The organism is Chryseobacterium sp., from assembly GCF_019236175.1.
In the GTDB taxonomy this organism is placed as follows: Bacteria; Bacteroidota; Bacteroidia; order Flavobacteriales; family Weeksellaceae; genus Chryseobacterium.
This window is the reverse complement of the sequence record NZ_JAFAJM010000015.1, coordinates 239,067-259,499: the sequence shown is the minus strand read 5'-3', so window position 1 is coordinate 259,499 and position 20,433 is coordinate 239,067. Positions and strand designations below refer to the sequence as shown.

The window sequence follows — 20,433 nt, the reverse complement described above, 5'->3', positions numbered from 1 at the left end:
GTTGCGGTTTCGTAATTATGTGGGATTAATTAATTATGATTTAAAAAAAGCTAAAAGATCTTTATTGATGGTTTCTGCTTCGGTGGTTGGCATTCCGTGCGGGAAACCGGGATAAGAAATCAGTTTTCCGTTTTTGAGCAGGGTAGCAGCTACCTTACCGGTCGTTTCAAAAGGAACTATCTGATCATCCTCACCATGCATTACCAGTACGGGAACATCTACGCTTTTAAGATCTTCAGTAAAATCTGTTTCAGAAAAAGCTTTCACACAGTCATAATGTGCCTTGATAGAACCGCTCATTCCCTGTCGCCACCAGTTTCTCTGAATGCCTTCAGAAACTTTTGCTCCTTCTCTGTTGTATCCGTAGAAAGGGAAGGTGATATCTATGAAAAACTGCTGTCTGTGCTTAGCCGTATTATTACGGATATCATCAAAAACAGAGATAGGAACACCATTCGGGTTATTTTCATTCTGTACCATGATCGGCGTTACCGCACTTACCAGAACAGCCTTGGAAACTCTTCCTTTACCGTGCTTAGCAACATATCGGATAACTTCACCACCCCCGGTAGAGTGACCTACGTGAATTACATCTTTTAAATCCAGTGCTTCAACGATTTCTGCAACATCAGCAGCATATGTATCCATATCATGCCCGTAAGGAGTCTGCTCTGATCTTCCGTGCCCTCTTCTGTCATGAGCAATGACTCTGTACCCCTGCTCCAGGAAGAAAAACATCTGAGCATCCCAGTCATCGCTGGAAAGCGGCCATCCGTGGTGAAAGAAGACAGTCTGTCCTTTTCCCCAGTCTTTGTAATAAATTTCTGTTCCGTCTTTTAATTTTAGTGTGCTCATAGGTTCTTTTTTTAAGGATTAATGAATAGTGTATTTGATTTTTATATAATCACAAATGTAGATGGAAAATCTTCCCCAGATCTTGATCTAAGATAATATTTTGATAACAATATAAAGGCGAACGAATGTATGATTAACGTTAATTTAACAATGCAGATACAGAATCTGACATTGGATGAAAAGGATCATATTCATCACACAATCTAGCTGATAATCGGGATTGTTTTATTGTTCAATTCTCTCTAATATTGATTTTTAAGATCCATAAATTTGAAAATTTGAAAACAACAGTATTGAGTGTCCTTTTTATGGCAGCTTCGGCCATAGCCTGCACTCAGGAAAAACAAGAGATTTCCCCGATATTTCCTTCAAAAATAAAAGCAATAAACAGTATTCCGTTTTTAACGCTACAGCATGAATTTATCTATGTGGATAAAACAAGTCTGAAAGCTGTTACCAATCAAAAATTCCGAAATGCATCCGTATTTACGTCTACGGGGTTTGCTGTTGTTGAAAATGAAAAAAAAGAATATGCCGTTATAAACGAAAACGGGAAATTTGTTTCGGGTTTTTCAGCAGACAGCATGAGTTTAAATGTGGTAAACGGGCTTACATTTTATAAAAAAGCCATTGAATACGAAAAGAAAATGCCCGTCTGGAAATGGGACTGGAATATTTTGGGAAGCGGTATCAAAAAAGAACAAACCTATCATAGAATTGAGATCGGAGTGCTGGAAACCGGGCAGATTTTACTCAATGATGATGTTCCGTATCTGGAAGATCAGTATGATCTGAATTTTATTTCTGCAGATAAAAACCACATCTTCTGGAACGGAATACTTTACGAAATCAAAAAAGACCGTTTACATATCATTGAAAAAGGGATTGCGGAATTGCTGGAAAATCAACGTTTTATCAAAGGTTCCTATGCAGGTTTTTCCATATACGGACTGAATCAGAAAACAGCAATTCACAACGAATTAAAAGGGAGTGAAAGACTTTCCATCCGGTTTGGAAAAGAAAATATAATATTGAATGAAGTGAATAAAGAACGCTATGAGCCGGAAGTTCCTAAACTTTTAACAGACAGCAAAACCCATGATGCTTATCCTTTCCCACAATATGAAAAGGTATTTCCAAAGGAAATTACAAACGCAACCGCTTCACAAATTGATTTCATAAAAAAAACTTCATTAGTATATTCTATAACCAATTCCCCTTATTTCCTGCTGGGTGTTTTTAATGATGATCATGATGTATGGGCGTTCGACTGGTTGTATATCGATACCAAAGGTAATGTTACCGATTCGGTTTCTTTTTACAACTTTAAAGTGCTGGATCAGCTCGGAGACGTGATCTGGCCAGACCGAAAAATGATTTTACCCAATCAGTTCATTAACAAAAACTGGAAATTCGGAAAAATAAATTCTTATAAAGGAATGAATGATTTATATCTTATTCCCATTGAAGACGAAAAACAGGTGAGAACAAAGGGTTTGTGGAATGCCGGGAAAATGAACTGGGAAATCAAGCCGGAATATAATGATATCTCGGTTTTGGATCCGGAAAAAGGAATCTATGCTTTGCAGAAAGAAAAAGAAGGATTATACACACTTTATGACAATAAGAGTAAAAAAATGATAGGATCAAATGCCTATCAATCCATTAATTCGGATGGTATGGTGACTGTAAAACTAAACTCAGGGAAAACTATTTATTACTATATTGATATGTATTCCGGAAAAGAATACAAAGAAAATTAAATAATACATTGAAAATATTAAAACTATGATGTTGAGAAAGCTATTACCTGTGGCCACAGGTATTGTAAGTGCATTATCCTTTGCCCAGATAAGGACAGCGGCGTATTTTTCTTCAGATAAAAAATACAGGGAGATTATTGAGGAGGTCGGAAATCCATTACCCGGAAGTCCGGTGATGATTGTACAATCATTTGTCCCTAATCATGGAAGCTATGTTTGGTTTCTGAATGAAAGCAAAGCTAAGAAACCTACTTATTTAGGTGGGAGTCCAAAAGATTTACATTCGGCTATTTTTCTGGAGGATCATGGCGGGCTGCTTTCCAAAATAACCTTTAAAGACTTTGCAGAAGGCTTGGCGCAGCCAAAGTATATGATAAACTTCTGTGAAATTGGAGACGCAGACCGCAATGGGTTCCCGGAATTTTACCTTACTTATTTTGAAGAATCGGACGGATTGGATGCCAAACCATTGAAAGTGATTGTATATACAAGCTCAGATGGAAAATCATTTTCGAAATCAAAAATTACCGGATGGATTCCATTTCAGGAAGAAGATCAGTATCGTGACATAAAGGATGAGAATTTTAAATTATTACCTAAGGAAATAAAGCTGAAAGCAGAGAAAATATTAAAAGAAGCCAAAAAGGGAATCCAATAAAATATTAAAAATCACTATTATCAGGGATATTTCCATCAGGTTTCTTTTATTATCTTTATTTCAGAAAATTAGAGAAAAATAAAACAGCATATATGGCGAAGTTACAGAAAGTCTGTATTCTGATTTCATGGTAAAAGGATTACCAGACATACACTGAGTAAAATAATGCTTGAAAAATTTAAAAACTGATTCAGAAAATATAAAACCGGACCGGAAACCGGAAAAATTTATAATTATGGGCTGCCATGCTCTTATTGAAAATATTAAAAACAGCTGTAGTTATTCTCCATTATAATGATCAGCTGCCTTTTACAGCTTTCTTTTTCATACCCAATAAATGATAAAATTCTTATTTCGAACAAACACAATAAAAAATAGGGGTAAAAACAGTAGCCAAATGAATTTGAGTGAAGAAGAAGCTGTAAAAGTAATAATAGATTTTGATCGGATTGCCGTTTCAGCTATTTTTGAACTTTCCGATATTTATCTATATTTACGGTCTTTACTACCATATAATTTAATAAAGATAAGAATTTGATGTACAGGTTATTATTGGTGTCTGCTTTACTTGTTTTTCCATTTTTTGTTCAGGCGCAGGATGTTTTAAGCAAATTAGAAAAGGAATACGACCATGCTTCAAACAATTTGACAGAACACTTAAACCTGGCTCCCAAATATGCTACCGCCTTATTTTTCCATAACGATAAACACAAATCCTATCAGATTTTAGAGGCCAATATTTCCATCGCAACAAAACAGGCTGATGGAAAATATGCCACTATACTATATGCGGTACAAGCCATGAATTATCGGCTTGATAATAAAGCCGCTGAATCGTCAAAAAGCCTTGATATGGCAAAACGGTATAGCCTAAAAACGAATAATAACGAGGCGAAAGGCTACTTTCAATATGCGAAAGGCTGGATTCTTACACGTAATAATAAAACAACGGATGCCGTTGCTGCTTACCTTAAAGCTATTGATTACTATGAAAATTCATCAACGACTTCTACACTGTACGGAAGATTTGGTAATGCAGCCAAAGAATTATCTGCTATTTACTCCAACCTCAATGAATACCAGCTGGAAGAAAAATACAGCAAACAGTTTTTATTACTGGCATCCAGACAAAATGACCCTAACCTGATTTTCGATGCCTATATGCGGATGGGCTATGTATATGAACAGAAACACACTCAAAACCCATCCAATGAAGTATTTAGAAATAAAGCTGAACAGTATTACCTGCAGGCTATTACGACTTTCAACAAAAATAATGAAGCAATGTTCAACAGGAGCAGCCTTTCGTATGCTGCTATCAATTTAGCGAATCTGTATACTGATTTTGATCGTGATAAGGCAATGAAATATGCCCGGTTAGCCAATAAAGTGAGCCTGGAAACCGGTGATGCCATTCATATTGCTTCTTCATTCGGAATCCTGGCAGAACTGGCCATACAGGATAAAAATTATGATCTGGCGAAGGCCTACTTTCTCAAAGCTTCCGTGGAAATCGGGAAAAGCCCCGTCAGAGATCATAATATAGAATTGTCTATTCTGGAATCTCTATCAAGAATTAGTGAGGAACAGGGTAACTACAAAGAAGCTCTTACTTATTATAAAAGTTATGTTGATCAATATAAAAGTGTTTACGATCAGGAAAAACTGGATATCACCAAAAGGTTAGAATCACAGTTTGATAAGGAACGTCAGGAGCAGAAATATATAAAATTGCAGCTGGAAAGTGATAAGAAGGCACAGGAAATTAAGTTGATTAATATGTTGCGGGGACAACGTGAACAGGTGTACAATAACTTAAAGCTGGTAGAAGAAAATCAACGGGAACGGCTGAAATTCTCAGAGCTCGAATCAGAGAAAAAAGAACAGAAGCTTCGCTTGGCAAAGCTCGAAACAAAACAAAAAAATGATGATATCAACAACTATAAAAAGCTGTTGGCATTTAAGGAAAAGATCAATACATACTATGTTTTTTTTATTATTTTTTTCATCGTTTTAATTCTTTTATTGCTTTATGCTTTTAAACAGCGTGCTAAATCTATGAAGCAAAGAGATGAACTGCATGCCCTGGCTCTGGAAAAAGAGAAGCAAAATTCAAAAATTTCCACACTTACAGCATTACTTGAAGGACAGGAGCAGGAACGAGGCCGTTTAGCCCGCGATCTTCACGACGGATTGGGAGGTTTGCTTTCAGGCACCAAACATCAGTTATCTTATTTGGACCTTCATCATTCTGAAAATATAGAAGAAGGAATTTCAAAATCGATTGACCAGCTGGATGGTGCCGTAGAAGAGCTGAGACGTGTAGCACATAATTTAATGCCTGATTTATTAATGAAATATGGTTTGAAAGTGGCCATTCAGGATTTTGCCTCCCGTATTTCCAATAATGCATTAGATATTCATACCGAATTCATTAGTTACAGCAATTCCATATCACAGGAAAAGCAACTGATCCTGTACAGAATCATTCAGGAACTGGTCAACAACGCCATAAAACATGCCAATGCTTCTGAAATTATTATTCAGATAAGTGAAGAAGAAAATACATTAAACCTTACGGTAGAGGACAACGGCGATGGGTTTGATCCTGCAAACCTTAACATTAGAAAAACAGCTGGTTTTCATAATATAGAATTGAGAATCCAATTTTTAAAAGGAACGATGAATATTACTTCCGAACTGAATATTGGTACCAGTATAGAACTTCAAATTCCTATTCATTAAACATGATAAAAGTAGCCATCACAGACGATCACCCACTTCTATTAGAAGGGCTGAAAAATATTTTAGGCAATAGTGATACGATAGATGTTGTAGATTGTTTCAGAAACGTTTCTGAAATGAACACAGGCCTCGCAAAACAAGCCATTGATATTTTATTGCTGGATATCAATCTGGCAGATATCAACAGCATTGAACTCATCAGGCCTCTCAGAAAAAAATATGAAAATCTCCAGATTGTCATCCTTAGTGTTCACAATGAACTCCCCGTAATTAATAGTACGCTGGCTGAAGGTGCATTAGGATATATTCAAAAAAACGCTTCGGTTTCTGAAATTCTTGAAGGTATAGCCAGTGTATATGAAGGTAAACGTTTCCTATGCTCACAAACCAGATCTGTTCTGGAGAAAAAATCAGCGGATGGTTTACATCAGGTTCCGAAACTGACACGCAGGGAAAAGGAAATTCTGGCAGAAGCCGCGAAAGGACTTACTACCAACCAGATGGCGGAAAAGCTTTTTATCAGCCCGCATACCGTGGAAAGCCACAGAAAAAATCTGATTGAAAAATTTCAGACCTCAAATCTGAGTTCGGCCATTAAACTGGCAATAGAATACGGCTTGATTATTGAATAAAATATTCACCATGCAAAAAGGCCCGCTTACATCGTAAAAGCAGGCCTTTTCTATATATAATCAAATAATTAGGTGTGTAAAAATTAATCTCTGAATCTCAACGCAGCCTGGAACAGGTTTTTCTTTCCTGTTAAATCGTAATCGCTGTTATACTCAGGTTTATACATTAAAATATAGACCCTTCCGTCAAAATCTTTTAAATTGATAGGGTAATCTGCCATGATGTCATAAAACCTTGTAATAGTACGTGTTGCAATCCATTGTTTAGCATTGCCCTTTGGGTTTTTATCGAATCTGTGATCTTTTACATCAGTATAATACCAATAGGATGGTGCCGAATCCATTAAAAACAATTCTTTGTCTTTGTTATACATTTCCTCTGCCATACCTGTATTCTGAAACCAGGGAACTTCTGCATTGAAAAGGCCCAGGGCTCCTGCATAAATATCTTTATCTGTAGTGGCTCCTACTAAAAAACCTTCCAGATTGGCTGAAGTAATCTCAAATTGAAAAGTTGATTTTTTCAGATCATAAACATCATTAACAGGTTCAATTACTTTTCCGTTTTGTTTAATCACTACTTTTATTGATTGCGCGAAAGTCATACAACTTAGTAAACAAAAAAGGATTGCTACACTTAATTTTTTCATAGGATCTCTTTACATAATTGCTGCAAAGATATTGGACTTTATTTCCATATACACTGGCTGATTTCAGGGGTTTTTGACTATAATATATCCTCTTTTAACTGGATTTTTATAAAAGCAGTCTTTCGCTTTTTACCATTAGCAGGAGCTGAATTTAGCGGATAGACTTCTGCATAAAAAGTATCATTATCTGCCCAGAATGCCTTTTTATCATCTGCTATTTTGAAGTTCGTAAAATTTACATATAAAAGATAGTCCTGTTTATTTGTTTTCGGGGAGTAGGTAGAGATCGTAAAATTACTTCCCACATCATGATTGGATGAGATATAGGTAATCCAGCCTTTAGCAGGAAGGATCTGCGGATAACCTTCTGTACCCAGTTCAGACATACCTGCATTTTTTATACTGTAAAAAGAATGGAAAGAATCTACAACTTCGTTAGAGTTTTCTTTGAAAACCTCCAGATTTAAATAGCGTGATTGTCCCACATATTCATAAGAGAGCGGTCCTGTTTCAGTAGGTATATTTTCATGCTGTGTAATGATCGCTTTACTATCATTTTCTGTGTATACCCACTGATTATTCTGTAGCTGTATATTCGGATTTTTCACCAATTCTTCATCGATTCTTTTTTTTGAATGGGTGTTAAATTCCTGTTCTGAAATCTCTGTGATCATACCCCATTTTTTAAAAGATTTGTTCTTAAAATCTGTTGATCCTTTAAATGTACTGCTTCTGATCTCATACAGGTTAACATCTTTTAAGGTCAGTTCAAATGCGGCAGTGAATTCTGATTTTAAAACAAAAGCCTCAATACTGTTTGAAATATTGTTCTTAATGCTGTAATGGATAGAGTAGAAGTCCTTAAATTCTTCAAATCCATAATAATTATCGAATCTATTATAAGCCATTTTCAGGTGGGCCGCATCTTTATCCGGGCTTACAAAAAACTGCACAGAATCAAGCTTGGTAAATAACTGATACGGGACCTCCTGAATATTATCCACCCCTTTTATTTTTTTGAAATCGGCAAGGGTTATTGTTTTTTGCTTAACTTTAGTTTCTGTCTTGTTGGTTTCTGACGTTTTATTCTGTTGATTACATCCCACAAATACAATCATGGATGATATAACGATTTGATTTAATAATTTCATTTTTTATATTTTGGACAAATGTATCTGTATTCAGACCAGTAGCCAACAAAACCGCCTGATATAGGTGATAAATGGCTGAAAACAGGGATATATTGAACGGTAGAATTTGGACAATTTTACAAAACGATAAACCAATTATTATAAATTATTTTAAAATGATGAAAAACGTAATAACCAGCTTTTCCATTGCGATAACATTGTTAACTTCCTGTTCACCCGCTACAGAAAAAAAAGGGGATAAAACTGCTTCTCCAGATGTAAAAACAGTTCCGGTTCCGGTTTCTAAAACTGATCAAGAAAAGAAAAGTGTATCAGAATTAGAAATACCCAATGATTTTACATCGCTAGTTCCTATTGATATATTGAATGGTAAAAGCACAAATGTGTATGATAAATATGGGACAGAGTTCTCCGGAAACTGTTATTCATGCGATCTGGCAAGCCTGTCTATAACAAAGAAGCAAATCAGATGGAGCAATGTCTGTGATGAAAAAGATACCTTTGAAATTCGTGATTTTTCATATTCTACAGAAGGAAATAAAACTATTTTCAAAACACCGGAAAGAACTTATATTTTAACCCGGATTGAGAAAACTCCTGTTTACGAATTGGCTATAGAAGGCCAGGATCTGAAGTTGAATAATAAAAGAATCTCCAAGTATTTCACCACCAAAAAAGCATTGCCTCTTTTCAAAGAGCATGACTGTGGGGATTTTGAGGGGTAAAACTTTTCCGCGAAAATACACCATGTCATTAGTTAAAATGAGATGGTTTTCCGCATAGTAAATTGTAAGGTATATCCAAAACGAAAAAAGTTCTCTACAATGTGTAGAGAACTTTTTTCGTTTAACTTTATTTTGAGTTATCAGTTTTTAATAAACTTAGAACTATGTGTTTCTTTTGTATTTTTTACCTGGATAATGTAGTTTCCGTGTATCAATTCAGAAACATCAATACCTTTTTTCCCATCTACATTATCTTTTGATAATAACAGTTTCCCGTTAGTATCATAGATCATTACTTTTCCTTCGGAATTGAATTTTAAAATATCCTTTACAGGATTAGGATAGAATAATAAATCCTGTTGAGTAAGAGCAGCTTCTTTAGTAGATAAGTTGCTGGAAGTATTTTTAAACTTTACAATAGCCGTTTTGATAAATGAATTGGTTGCAGCGTTTTTAAGAGTTGCACTTACATAGATTTGTGTCATATCAGAATTGGTTCCTGCATCTACAAAGGTCTCAAAAGCTGTAGGGTCAATATCATGTATGACATAGCCGTTTGTTCCAAATGTGCTGTCTAAGGTTCCATCGGTATTAAAACGTGCTAAAAATAATTCTTTATCCTGAGTGGTCGTAGAATTTATGATATAAGTTGTGTTCCCCACCAGTAAGATTTTACCATCCGGCTGTATAAACATTTTTCTAAAAGTAATTTTATAATTGGTGATAGATGAAAAAGCGGCAGAAACATCCAAATACCCCGTAAAATTAGTATTGCCGAAAGAGTAGTCTAAATTACCAAATTTATCTGTTTTATAGATTCGGTAGTAGTACAATGACGATCCATTATTATAAGAATTGTCTACAGCCATTGCATAAAGGTTATCCTGTGCATCCAGCTGATAGTCTACACCGGCGTTACTGCCACTATCTGAGCCCTGAGAAGCATAAAAATTAAAATTGTTATGCTGACCGCCCTGAGAAGTATACTTTGCTACAAATGCCTTTGAACCCTCCCTATGACTAACACCTGAATTATTATTAATTTTATATAAACCACCACCAACAAAGTAACTTCCGTCAGAAGCTTTAAGGACTTTTGCTGCGCCTGTACCCATATGAACTCCCGTACTACCCGTTATTGCTGGGATATACACCGGTGAAATGGAAAAGCCTGAGGTACCTGTTTCATTTTTTAAAACGACAACACCACGACCTCCCATATAATACCCGTCACTTGCCAGAATGAAAAAAGAATTATTGTCGTTGTTGTTGGAAAGGTGAATACTTGGCTTCTCCAGACAAGGAGAACACCCTGAATTGTTAAAGTCAATACCATTATTTGCTGAAGTGCCAAAAGTAGTATCCGTAGTGCCGTCTGAATTTAGCCTTTTTACTCTGGTAGTATATAAGCTGTTGGCTTCCTGTGTTAGCAACTTTCCATTAGAGTAGAGAAATATGCTGTTATAAGGGTTTGGATTTGAAAAAACACCCATTGTGCCAAAAGTAGGGTCTAACGCACCGGTATTCGTTAGCTTTTTTATTTGGTTATTAACCATTAAAAAAACTTTGCCATCATTTGTGACCTGGATATTAGGGGCGCCACTCGGTGCATCATAACGTACTCCGTTGTTGCCAAAAGTTAGATCTACCTGACCACTTTGTCCATAGAATGAGCCAGCTGAAAAAAATGCTAGAAATAGTAAATGTCTCATGAATTTTATAAAATTTTAGTTTTCGGGTTATTAGTTGGATGCAAAAATATGATTTTTTTTTGAGTAAAATGATGACTATAAAACAAATATTTGCAAGAAAAAACTAAAATAAAAAGTAAATAAGTAGAATTCTATTGATAGAAAAATAAATGACTTCAAAGGGAAAACCTGTAATTGGAGAATATCACGATTTCTGTCTCATCGGAGATACTTTGGAAAAGATTTCAACTAATTTTCATCGTATGGCAGGTTATATGGTTTTTTTAGCTTTTTCAGGACGAGAAAAATGCATAAAAAAACCTCAAATTGCTTTGAGGTTTGTATGTAAAATAATGACTTAATTATTTTGCTGGTTTTTTAGGACTCATCATCATAATCATCCTTTTTCCTTCAAGTTTAGGAAGCTGGTCTACTTTACCCACATGCTCAAGTTCCTGAGCCAGTTTTAAAAGCAAAATTTCTCCCTGGTCCTTAAAGATAATCGAACGTCCTTTAAAAAATACGTAGGTTTTTAATTTAGAACCTTCTTCCAGAAATTTTTCAGCATGCTTCTTTTTGAATTCATAATCGTGATCATCAGTCTGAGGTCCGAAACGGATCTCTTTTACAACCACTTTTACTTGCTTAGCTTTAAGTTCCTTCTGTTTTTTCTTTTGCTCATATAAGAATTTTTTATATTCTAATATCCTTGCAATAAAAGGTTCTGCCTTATCAGAAATTACTACTAAATCCAATTCCTGATCCGCAGCAATTTGTCTTGCTTTGTCAATTGGATAAATTCCTGGCTCTACGTTATCGCCCACCAAACGAAGCTCTCTCACACGAATTTTATCGTTGATCAAGTGTAAGTCCTCTTGTACCGGACGTCTTTGTGGGCCCCTGTTGTTAAATCTTTGTGCTATTGTATTATAATTTTATGGGTTAATTACTTAATTAAATTGATTTAAAGATTGAAAAATTGAAAGATTCCTATAATTTTTAAAATCCTTCAGTCTTTTAATTTTAAATTAAATTGCCGCTTCTTTTTTAAAGTAGGCAACGAAATCTTCCAGTTTCATTACTCCAAGATCTCCTTCACCACGTCTTCTTACAGAAATCGTGCCTTCTTTTTCTTCATTTTCTCCTACGACAAGCATGAAAGGAATCTTCTTCAATTCAGCATCACGGATCTTTTTACCTGTCTTCTCGTTTCTGTCATCAATCTGACCGCTAATATCGTGATTTTCCAAAAATTGTGAAACTTTTTTTGAATAATCTACATATTTTTCACTGATCGGTAGAATAATAAACTGATCGGGGCTTAACCATAACGGGAAATCACCTGCTGTATTTTCCAACAGAATCGCAATGAAACGCTCCATAGAACCGAAAGGTGCTCTGTGAATCATTACCGGTCTGTGCTTTTCGTTATCATTTCCGATATAATGAAGATCGAATCTTTCCGGAAGGTTATAATCCACCTGGATGGTTCCCAGCTGCCATTTTCTTCCTAAAGCATCCTTCACCATAAAGTCTAGTTTAGGACCATAGAATGCCGCTTCACCGTATTCGATAACTGTTTTTAATCCTTTTTTCTCTGCTGCATTGATGATCGCACTTTCGGCTTTCTCCCAGTTTTCATCAGAACCGATATACTTTTGTTTGTTGTCAGGATCTCTTAATGATACCTGAGTTACAAAGTCTTCAAATCCTAACGATTTAAATACATAAAGTGTAAGGTCAATTACCTTTTCAAATTCTTCCGAAAGCTGATCCGGAGTACAGAATAAGTGAGCATCATCCTGAGTAAATCCACGAACCCTTGTCAATCCGTGAAGTTCTCCGCTTTGCTCATATCTGTAAACAGTTCCGAATTCTGCATATCTTTTCGGCAGGTCTCTGTAGCTCCATTGTGAAGTTTTGTAAATTTCACAGTGGTGAGGACAGTTCATAGGTTTCAGTAAGAATTCTTCTCCTTCATTCGGAGTTTTAATCGGCTGAAAGCTGTCTTCTCCATACTTATCCCAGTGTCCTGAAGTTACATATAATTCTTTGGCCCCGATGTGCGGAGACATTACAAATTCATAACCTCCCTTTTTCTGAGCATCGGAAAGGAAATTTTCAAGTTTTCTTCTGAGAGCCGTTCCTTTTGGCAACCAAAGCGGTAAACCGGCACCTACTTTTTCAGAGAATGCAAATATTCCAAGTTCTTTACCTAATTTTCTGTGGTCTCTTCTTTTTGCTTCTTCCAGTCTTTCAAGATATTCAGTAAGATCTTTCTGTTTAGGGAAAGAAATACCATAGACTCTTGTCAACTGAGGGTTCTTTTCATTACCTCTCCAATAAGCTCCTGCTGCATTTAATATCTTAACCGCTTTCACGATTCCTGTATTCGGAATATGACCACCACGGCATAAATCTGTAAAGTTATCATGCGTTACAAAAGTGATTTCTCCATCATTAAGATTAGAGATCAATTCAACTTTGTACGGATTGTCCGCATAAGTCTTTAAAGCATCTTCTTTAGAAACCGGATATAGTGAGAATGTAGAGCCTTTCTTTGCATTTTCCAAGATCTTTTTCTCAATCTTTTCAAAATCTTTTTCAGATAAACTTTCATCCCCGAAATCTACATCATAATAGAATCCGCTTTCAATAGCAGGACCGATGGTCAACTTAGCATTCGGATAAAATTCAAGGATTGCCTGCGCCAACAAGTGGGCAGAAGAGTGCCAGAAAGCCTTCTTTCCAAGATCATCATTCCAGGTCAAAAGCTGTACCGTAGAATCCGTGGTTATAGGTGTGGTCGTTTCTACTTGTTTGTCATTAACAATTGCAGAGATGGTATTTCTAGCCAATCCCTCGCTTATAGATTTTGCCACATCTAGGGGAGTAACTGCTCCCTCGAATTCTTTGACACTATTGTCTGGAAGTGTAATTTTTATCATTGTTTACTAAGAAATTTTAAGATGCAAAAATACGCATTTTTTAGATAATATACTATATTAGTACCTATTTATAATGATAATTAATATTAAACATGAGAAAGATATTTATTGTTTTTGCTTCACTGGCTTTTACATCAGGCTTTACACAAGAAAAAAAGGCTAAATTTTCAGTGTCTTACAATAGAAATATTGAAACCTATTTCCTTGCAGAAATACTTTCAGCAGATCATAGAAAAAACAATAAAGATTTTGAACTTTATAAAATAAAAGAATGCTCTATCAGCCTGTTGTTAAGGAAGCTTTAGAGACCTTCGGATATTTGAAAAACTTTGATATTGCTGTTTCAACAGCCAGGCTTAATGATATTTTACTGGAAAAATATGGTTCCGGAAATGACATTCTGATGAAACCCCTAATGTACCACCGGGAATTTCCGTCCACAGAATGGATTAATGATTATCAGTATGAAAACAATAATCTGACAAAAGAGCAAAATAAAGAGGCAACCTTATTAATCAGAAATTATCTCTCAGAGCTTTCAAAATTTTATATAAAAGAAAATATCGGCGAGTTTTTTAAAAAGAAAAATAACTTTTATACAGGAGCTGTTAATGAATATAATAAACAAATCCCGTCCGGTTTCATCAATGCTATGGAAATGTTTTATGGTGAAGGTTTTAACGGGTATACGATTCTTGTATCTCCTATAATGATGTGGCTTATTTCGGAAAATGAAGGCCGGGGAATCGCCACGGAAGTTATTTTAAAATCAGGAAAGAAAAATATTTATGAGATTGCAAGCCCTTTCGTAAAAGTCGAAAAACCAGGACAATTTGGATATGACAACCAGTTTCAGGCCAGATTTTTAAGTGTTCATGAATTTGGACATTCTTTTGTTAACAGGCAAGTATATAAACATACAGATCAACTTCATAAATTTAAAGACCTATTTGAAAAATCAAATCTAAAGGAAACAATGATTAAAACAGGTGGATATGAAGATTATCAGACTTGTGTGGCAGAACATCTGGTGAGGCTCGGGGAAATTCAGACCGCAAAGATTCAGAAAGATTTTGAAAGAGCTAAACGTTTAAAGGATTATCATATCAAAAATAACTTTATATTTCTGCCACAATTAAATGAGAAAATAAAAGAATACAATGCGAACAGAACAAAATATAAAACGTTTGCAGACTTTGTTCCCCGGCTTCTGGAAATCTTTGAAAACAGCAGCGTTAGATTTATAAACAATGAACTCGATACAATCCAAAAATAACACCCCAAATTATCATATGAGCACTATGAATATTGATTTACACTGTGACTTATTGTACTATTTACTTGATCCCAATGCTACCATTGACGATCTGGAGATAGGCTGTTCGCTCCCTTATTTAAAAGAAGGGCAGGTGAAACTGCAGATTATGGCCATATACGCAGGAACTGGTGCAGAAAGTACCAGATACGGATTAAAGCAGAGTCAGTTATTTTCAGAACTGATTAAAAACGATAATTTTTTTCTTTTTAATAAAGACAATTACCAGTCATCTGAACATAAAAATCAGGTGGGGATCCTGGCGGCGATTGAAAATGCATCCGCATTTTGTGATGAAAATGAAAGTCTGGATTCCGGATTTAAAAAGCTGGAAAATATCATACAAAATACACAGCATGTACTTTATCTGGGGATTACCCATCATTCGGAAAATCGTTTTGGTGGCGGAAATCATGCTGAAGTAGGGCTAAAAGAAGATGGAAAAGTGCTGATTGATTATATTTCAGATAAGAAAATGGCTATTGATCTGGCTCATACAAGTGATCAGCTGGCTTATGATATTTTCACTTATATAGATCAGAAAAATTATGCTGTTCCTATTGTAGCCAGTCATTCCAATTACAGAACAGTTTATAAAAACAACAGGAATCTTCCTGATGAACTGGCGCAGGAGGTGATTAAAAGAAATGGTCTGATAGGTCTTAACTTTATCAAAGATTACGTGGATGCTGATCATCCTGAAAAGTTGTATGAGCATATTCAGTACGGATTGGAGCTTGGAGCAGAAAATAATATAGCATACGGAGCAGATTACTTTTACTGGAAAAACCATCCGGATTTATCCCGTCATCCGTTCTTCTTTCCGGAGCATGCCAATGCATCCGTATATCCTGCTGTTAATAAGGAGATTGAGGAGAGGTTTTCGCCGGAGCTGGAAGAGAAAATCAGTCATAAAAATGCATTGCGTTTTATTGAAAGTGTGTTGTAAACCGGCTTAAAGTACCGGTTCCAAAAACAAATAAGAGGTAAAAAGCCAGCCGGATCCGGCTAGCTTTTTCTTTTATATTTTACTTTCTGTTTAATAATTTCAATCACGTCTACATGCCGGACTTTAGACTTTATCCACCCATGAATATCAATATAGAATAATGATCTTCTGTAATATTCATTGTTAGAAAACTCTTCCAGTTTTTTATCAAATGCGGCAAATGCCTTTTGCTGCTGATCCGGAACCTGATTATTCAGATTCTTGAAAAACTGAATACTTTCAAAGTGAAATTCTTCCGGCTTTTTCATTTTTTTGGCAAACTTAAGGGTAGAAGCGATAAATTCATCATAATCTTCATCATTCCCGGATTCATACTTCGCCATGAGTATCAGAATACGCGTATGGAAAAGCAGATCTTCCTGTACATTTCCTTTCGACTCAATCACCCGCATTGAATATTCAATTGACTTTTTAAACATTTTACTGCCAAAAAACATGGCCGCCATTTTAAGATAAAGTATCATAAAATGGTGTTCATCAATTCTTTCTCTAAGCTTTTCCATCTTAAGTTCAATCTCCGGAATAAGCTTCGTACCCGTAAAAAACTCACCTTTTACAAAATGAATATTCATCAGGGTATTGTAATGTGTAAGGAAAATAAGCGACTGAAGATTTTCATTCTGGGCAAAATTTTCAGCAGTAACTCTTTGATTAAAATTGGCGAAATTTTCTTCCAGAATATCTATATTTCCATATAAAAACAGAATTTTCAGCAGGTAAGTATTCCCTTTAATATACCAGACCGGGTGGCTATAGATCATTTCCGGATTCTGATGAAATAAATCTACCCATTGGTAAGCATATTTCAGGGTGTATTTATAATCCTGTAAAAGCTGGTTTTTCCAGACATGGGCCTTGAAAAACCAGAGCTTCTCCGTAAAGTTCAGTTTATCAAGTCTAATATTCTTGATTTGGGAATTGAATATTTCTAAAACCTCTTCTCTGTCTGTATCATTTTTAACATAGCCATGGGTGAGCATTTCACTGTATAATTTCAGAGAAAGATTTGATAATTTATTGGTGTAGCGGTTCTGTCTGCTTATTTCCTGAGATTGTCGGATCAGCTCATCTGCACGTCCTTCGATACTCCTTGTAATAAATTGGGATTCAATGACTTTCTCGAGGTCTATAATTTCGGAAGCAATACTTTTCTCATCCAGTTCCAACGCTGTCTGTTTGGTTTTATCGAGTATTTTTAAAGCCTGCTTATAAAGACCTTTCTGATAAAGAATATTGGCAAAGTCCAGTTGTTCTCTAAGCTGGATTCTGTAATTCTGATGACTGGGGTTCATGCGGAGGCTGACCAGGATCTGTTTGTATAGATGGGCTTTCAGATTAGAAAGCTGTTGCTTCGTTGAAATTTTCTTTTCAATAATAACATTTTCATCATACTCTTTCATCTTATCCATTTCTGAAAATAATAAAAGAAATTTAGCATCTACATTAATTCCGAGACGGTTTACGTACAGTTTAAACTGACGTTTTTCTGAAGTAGTCAATGACTTTACCAGGACAAACAAAAAATCTTTCTGCAATTCTGCCATTGTAAATTTTTATAATTTAAAAGTTTAATAATCAAGCAAATATATCTTGTTTTTCAAATGTTGAGTATTGTAATTTTTAGGGAAACTGAAACAATGAAAATCTTACAAGCCGTAGTTTTGAGTCAAAATTAAGTAAAAAACTTTATTTATGAATTCCGAAAAAATTGAAATTTTTGATACCACACTGAGGGATGGGGAACAGGTTCCGGGATGTAAACTGAATACGGAACAAAAACTGATTATTGCAGAAAGGCTTGATGAGCTAGGGATTGATATCATTGAAGCAGGATTTCCAATTTCCAGTCCGGGAGATTTTGAATCTGTTTCAGAAATTTCAAAACTCGTAAAGAATGCAAAAGTTTGCGGGCTGACGAGAGCCCATAAAAAAGATATAGATACCGCAGCAGAAGCATTGAAGGCTGCCAGAAGACCAAGAATTCATACAGGAATCGGAACTTCTGATTCGCATATTAAATATAAATTCAATTCTACAAGAGAACATATTATTGAACGTGCTGCGGATGCAGTTAAATATGCTAAAACATATGTAGAGGATGTAGAATTTTATGCAGAAGATGCAGGAAGAACAGATAATGAATATTTGGCCAGAGTATGCGAAGCAGTCATCAAAGCAGGAGCTACTGTGCTGAATATCCCTGATACAACAGGATATTGCCTGCCGGAAGAATATGGCCGGAAAATAAAATATCTTAGAGAGAATGTAAAAGGAATTGAAAAAGCGGTTCTGTCATGCCATTGTCATAATGATCTGGGATTGGCTACGGCGAATTCTATTGCAGGGGCTATCAACGGAGCGCGCCAGATAGAATGCACCATAAACGGATTAGGAGAGAGAGCGGGAAATACCGCATTGGAAGAAGTGGTCATGATTTTAAAACAACACAAAGATCTGCACCTTCATACGAATGTGAATTCCAGAATGCTGAATGAAATGAGTATAATGGTTTCTGATCTTATGGGAATGACTGTGCAGCCTAATAAAGCAATCGTAGGAGCAAATGCATTTGCACACAGTTCAGGAATCCATCAGGACGGGGTGATTAAAAACAGAGAAACATATGAAATCATTGATCCGGAGGAAGTAGGAGTCAATGCATCTTCCATTATTCTTACAGCCAGAAGCGGACGCTCAGCTCTTGCTTATAGATTTAAACATATCGGCTATGAAGTGACGAAAAATGAACTCGATTATTTATATCAGGAGTTTTTAAAAATTGCGGATCTTAAAAAAGAGGTTTGTAATGAGGATTTAAGCCAGATGATAGGGACTTACAGCCGAAAGATAGGATAGGTTGATTTACAATCAAGATACAATTAAAAAATGAAGAACGATAGAAAGACACTTTTTGACAAAGTCTGGGATGCTCACGTAGTGGAAAAAATTCCGGACGGTCCACAGATTATATATATTGACAAACATTTGATTCATGAGGTAACAAGCCCTCAGGCTTTTGCAGAACTGGAAGCCAGAAAGCTGGAAGTATTCAGACCTGAACAGATTATAGCAACGGCAGATCATAATGTACCGACTCTTAATCAGGAAAAGCCAATCAGAGACGAACTTTCAAGAAACCAGGTTCATCAGCTGACTGAAAACTGCCGGAAAAATAATATTGAACTATTCGGATTAGGACATCAGTATCAGGGTATCGTTCACATTATTGCTCCTGAACTGGGAATTACCCAGCCCGGAATGAGTATTGTTTGCGGAGACAGCCATACCTCTACCCATGGAGCCTTTGGTGCCATTGCTTTTGGAATAGGAACCAGCCAGGTAGCACAGGTCTTTGCAAGCCAGTGCCTGCTGTTGAATAAACCTAAATCGATGAGAATTACCGTTAATGGAGTCTTGAATGAGAATGTACAACCTAAGGATGTCATTCTGTATATTATTTCAAAAATAGGTACCGACGGCGGAACGGGATATTTCTGTGAATATGCCGGAAATGTATTTGAGGAAATGTCTATGGAGGGAAGAATGACGGTCTGCAATATGAGTATTGAGATGGGAGCGAGGGGCGGAATGATAGCTCCTGACGAGACTACTTTTGAATATGTAAAAGGGAAAACCTTTGCTCCTAAAGGTGAGGGATGGGATGAAAAAGTGGCGTACTGGAAAACCTTACCAACCGATGAAGAGGCTGTTTTTGATAAAGAACTGTTTTTTGATGCCGGAGATATTTACCCTATGATTACCTATGGTACAAATCCCGGAATGGGTATTTCTATCCGTGAAGTTATTCCTGCACCACAAAATGAATCGGAGGAAAAAGCACTGAAATATATGGGGCTGGAAGCAGGTCAGACGCCATCGAATATTAAAGTTAATTATGTCTTTATTGGAAGCTGTACGAATGCCAGAATAGAGGATTTCCGTTCTGCAGCTCAATATATAAAAGGAAAAAGTAAATCTGAAGCAGTAAAAGCATTAATTGTTCCGGGGTCTCAGCAGGTGGTCAAGCAGATTTATGAAGAGGGACTGGACAAAATTTTCAGTGATGCGGGATTCCAGATTCGCCAGCCCGGTTGTTCGGCTTGCCTTGCTATGAATGATGATAAAATTCCTGAAGGTGAATATTGTGTTTCTACTTCAAACAGGAATTTTGAAGGCAGACAGGGACAGGGAGCGAGAACAATTCTGGCAAGCCCTCTTACTGCAGCCAAAGCTGCAATTGAAGGCAGAATTTCAGCTTTTGAAAACGTAAACTAAACAGATTTAAAAGGAC

The 20,433-nt window shown here is 36.1% G+C and carries 17 protein-coding genes; 10 read left to right on the top strand and 7 right to left on the bottom strand.

The features are described from left to right. Nucleotides 1-33: 33 nt before the first annotated feature. Nucleotides 34-855: an alpha/beta hydrolase gene (locus JO178_RS14230; RefSeq protein ID WP_291937107.1), complete on the bottom strand. Its 822-nt coding sequence runs from the start codon at nt 853-855 to the stop codon at nt 34-36. Nucleotides 856-1,133: 278 nt separating this feature from the next. On the opposite strand from JO178_RS14230, the gene JO178_RS14225 reads away from it, so the two are divergent. From JO178_RS14225 to JO178_RS14210, 4 genes are all read left to right on the top strand, one after another. Beyond that, a complete protein-coding gene (locus JO178_RS14225) occupies nt 1,134-2,618 on the top strand; it encodes a hypothetical protein (RefSeq protein ID WP_291937103.1) in 1,485 nt (494 codons plus the stop codon). Nucleotides 2,619-2,646: 28 nt separating this feature from the next. Further along, nucleotides 2,647-3,276 (top strand): hypothetical protein, encoded by a 630-nt coding sequence (locus JO178_RS14220; protein WP_291937204.1) that lies wholly within the window; start codon nt 2,647-2,649, stop codon nt 3,274-3,276. Nucleotides 3,277-3,813: 537 nt separating this feature from the next. Next, complete coding sequence (locus JO178_RS14215) at nt 3,814-6,021, top strand: ATP-binding protein (RefSeq protein WP_291937102.1); 2,208 nt, start codon at nt 3,814-3,816, stop codon at nt 6,019-6,021. Nucleotides 6,022-6,023: 2 nt separating this feature from the next. Beyond that, nucleotides 6,024-6,653: a response regulator transcription factor gene (locus tag JO178_RS14210; RefSeq protein ID WP_291937098.1), complete on the top strand. Its 630-nt coding sequence runs from the start codon at nt 6,024-6,026 to the stop codon at nt 6,651-6,653. 83 nt (nt 6,654-6,736) lie between these two features. On the opposite strand, the gene JO178_RS14205 is transcribed toward JO178_RS14210, so the two are convergent. Next, the gene (locus JO178_RS14205) at nt 6,737-7,303 is read right to left on the bottom strand and encodes a hypothetical protein (RefSeq protein WP_291937095.1); all 567 of its coding nucleotides are present in this window, start codon (nt 7,301-7,303) and stop codon (nt 6,737-6,739) included. A 77-nt stretch (nt 7,304-7,380) separates the two neighbouring features. Continuing rightward, the gene (locus JO178_RS14200; protein ID WP_291937092.1) at nt 7,381-8,454 is read right to left on the bottom strand and encodes a resolvase; all 1,074 of its coding nucleotides are present in this window, start codon (nt 8,452-8,454) and stop codon (nt 7,381-7,383) included. A 158-nt stretch (nt 8,455-8,612) separates the two neighbouring features. On the opposite strand from JO178_RS14200, the gene JO178_RS14195 reads away from it, so the two are divergent. Next, nucleotides 8,613-9,179 (top strand): hypothetical protein, encoded by a 567-nt coding sequence (locus JO178_RS14195; RefSeq protein ID WP_291937090.1) that lies wholly within the window; start codon nt 8,613-8,615, stop codon nt 9,177-9,179. A gap of 140 nt (nt 9,180-9,319) precedes the next feature. On the opposite strand, the gene JO178_RS14190 is transcribed toward JO178_RS14195, so the two are convergent. From JO178_RS14190 to thrS, 3 genes are all read right to left on the bottom strand, one after another. Beyond that, entirely contained in the window at nt 9,320-10,891 is a 1,572-nt protein-coding gene (locus JO178_RS14190; protein WP_291937087.1) for a T9SS type A sorting domain-containing protein, read from the bottom strand. A gap of 341 nt (nt 10,892-11,232) precedes the next feature. Next, nucleotides 11,233-11,733, bottom strand: coding sequence for a translation initiation factor IF-3 (gene infC, locus JO178_RS14185; RefSeq protein ID WP_185097810.1), 501 nt, complete (start codon nt 11,731-11,733; stop codon nt 11,233-11,235). Between the two features lie 165 nt (nt 11,734-11,898). Continuing rightward, on the bottom strand, nt 11,899-13,818 hold the full coding sequence (gene thrS, locus JO178_RS14180; protein WP_291937078.1) for a threonine--tRNA ligase: 1,920 nt from the start codon (nt 13,816-13,818) through the stop codon (nt 11,899-11,901). Between the two features lie 92 nt (nt 13,819-13,910). On the opposite strand from thrS, the gene JO178_RS14175 reads away from it, so the two are divergent. Genes JO178_RS14175 through JO178_RS14165 form a run of 3 tightly spaced genes read left to right on the top strand, consistent with a single transcriptional unit; the run spans nt 13,911 to nt 16,082 of the window. Beyond that, nucleotides 13,911-14,123 (top strand): hypothetical protein, encoded by a 213-nt coding sequence (locus JO178_RS14175; RefSeq protein ID WP_291937075.1) that lies wholly within the window; start codon nt 13,911-13,913, stop codon nt 14,121-14,123. Next, nucleotides 14,090-15,094, top strand: coding sequence for a DUF4932 domain-containing protein (locus JO178_RS14170; protein ID WP_291937070.1), 1,005 nt, complete (start codon nt 14,090-14,092; stop codon nt 15,092-15,094). The genes JO178_RS14175 and JO178_RS14170 overlap by 34 nt, the downstream gene beginning before the upstream one ends. Further along, a complete protein-coding gene (locus tag JO178_RS14165) occupies nt 15,069-16,082 on the top strand; it encodes a membrane dipeptidase (protein ID WP_291937066.1) in 1,014 nt (337 codons plus the stop codon). The genes JO178_RS14170 and JO178_RS14165 overlap by 26 nt, the downstream gene beginning before the upstream one ends. A gap of 59 nt (nt 16,083-16,141) precedes the next feature. Here JO178_RS14165 and JO178_RS14160 read toward each other — a convergent pair whose 3' ends face one another. Further along, complete coding sequence (locus JO178_RS14160) at nt 16,142-17,686, bottom strand: hypothetical protein (RefSeq protein ID WP_291937063.1); 1,545 nt, start codon at nt 17,684-17,686, stop codon at nt 16,142-16,144. Between the two features lie 148 nt (nt 17,687-17,834). Between JO178_RS14160 and JO178_RS14155 the strand changes: the two genes are divergently transcribed. After that, on the top strand, nt 17,835-18,998 hold the full coding sequence (locus JO178_RS14155; protein ID WP_291937060.1) for a 2-isopropylmalate synthase: 1,164 nt from the start codon (nt 17,835-17,837) through the stop codon (nt 18,996-18,998). Nucleotides 18,999-19,028: 30 nt separating this feature from the next. After that, nucleotides 19,029-20,417 (top strand): 3-isopropylmalate dehydratase large subunit, encoded by a 1,389-nt coding sequence (leuC, locus tag JO178_RS14150; protein WP_291937057.1) that lies wholly within the window; start codon nt 19,029-19,031, stop codon nt 20,415-20,417. Nucleotides 20,418-20,433: the final 16 nt, after the last annotated feature.

What these genes read in the sequence shown, in the direction of transcription:
- JO178_RS14165 (WP_291937066.1), top strand. Translation starts at nt 15,069, where the DNA reads ATGAACTCGATACAATCCAAAAATAACACCCCAAATTATCATATGAGC.
- JO178_RS14175 (WP_291937075.1), top strand. Translation starts at nt 13,911, where the DNA reads ATGAGAAAGATATTTATTGTTTTTGCTTCACTGGCTTTTACATCAGGC.
- JO178_RS14200 (WP_291937092.1), bottom strand. Translation starts at nt 8,454, where the DNA reads ATGAAATTATTAAATCAAATCGTTATATCATCCATGATTGTATTTGTG.
- JO178_RS14160 (WP_291937063.1), bottom strand. Translation starts at nt 17,686, where the DNA reads ATGGCAGAATTGCAGAAAGATTTTTTGTTTGTCCTGGTAAAGTCATTG.
- JO178_RS14195 (WP_291937090.1), top strand. Translation starts at nt 8,613, where the DNA reads ATGAAAAACGTAATAACCAGCTTTTCCATTGCGATAACATTGTTAACT.
- JO178_RS14190 (WP_291937087.1), bottom strand. Translation starts at nt 10,891, where the DNA reads ATGAGACATTTACTATTTCTAGCATTTTTTTCAGCTGGCTCATTCTAT.
- thrS (WP_291937078.1), bottom strand. Translation starts at nt 13,818, where the DNA reads ATGATAAAAATTACACTTCCAGACAATAGTGTCAAAGAATTCGAGGGA.
- leuC (WP_291937057.1), top strand. Translation starts at nt 19,029, where the DNA reads ATGAAGAACGATAGAAAGACACTTTTTGACAAAGTCTGGGATGCTCAC.
- JO178_RS14230 (WP_291937107.1), bottom strand. Translation starts at nt 855, where the DNA reads ATGAGCACACTAAAATTAAAAGACGGAACAGAAATTTATTACAAAGAC.
- JO178_RS14170 (WP_291937070.1), top strand. Translation starts at nt 14,090, where the DNA reads ATGCTCTATCAGCCTGTTGTTAAGGAAGCTTTAGAGACCTTCGGATAT.
- JO178_RS14210 (WP_291937098.1), top strand. Translation starts at nt 6,024, where the DNA reads ATGATAAAAGTAGCCATCACAGACGATCACCCACTTCTATTAGAAGGG.
- JO178_RS14155 (WP_291937060.1), top strand. Translation starts at nt 17,835, where the DNA reads ATGAATTCCGAAAAAATTGAAATTTTTGATACCACACTGAGGGATGGG.
- JO178_RS14205 (WP_291937095.1), bottom strand. Translation starts at nt 7,303, where the DNA reads ATGAAAAAATTAAGTGTAGCAATCCTTTTTTGTTTACTAAGTTGTATG.
- JO178_RS14215 (WP_291937102.1), top strand. Translation starts at nt 3,814, where the DNA reads ATGTACAGGTTATTATTGGTGTCTGCTTTACTTGTTTTTCCATTTTTT.
- JO178_RS14220 (WP_291937204.1), top strand. Translation starts at nt 2,647, where the DNA reads ATGTTGAGAAAGCTATTACCTGTGGCCACAGGTATTGTAAGTGCATTA.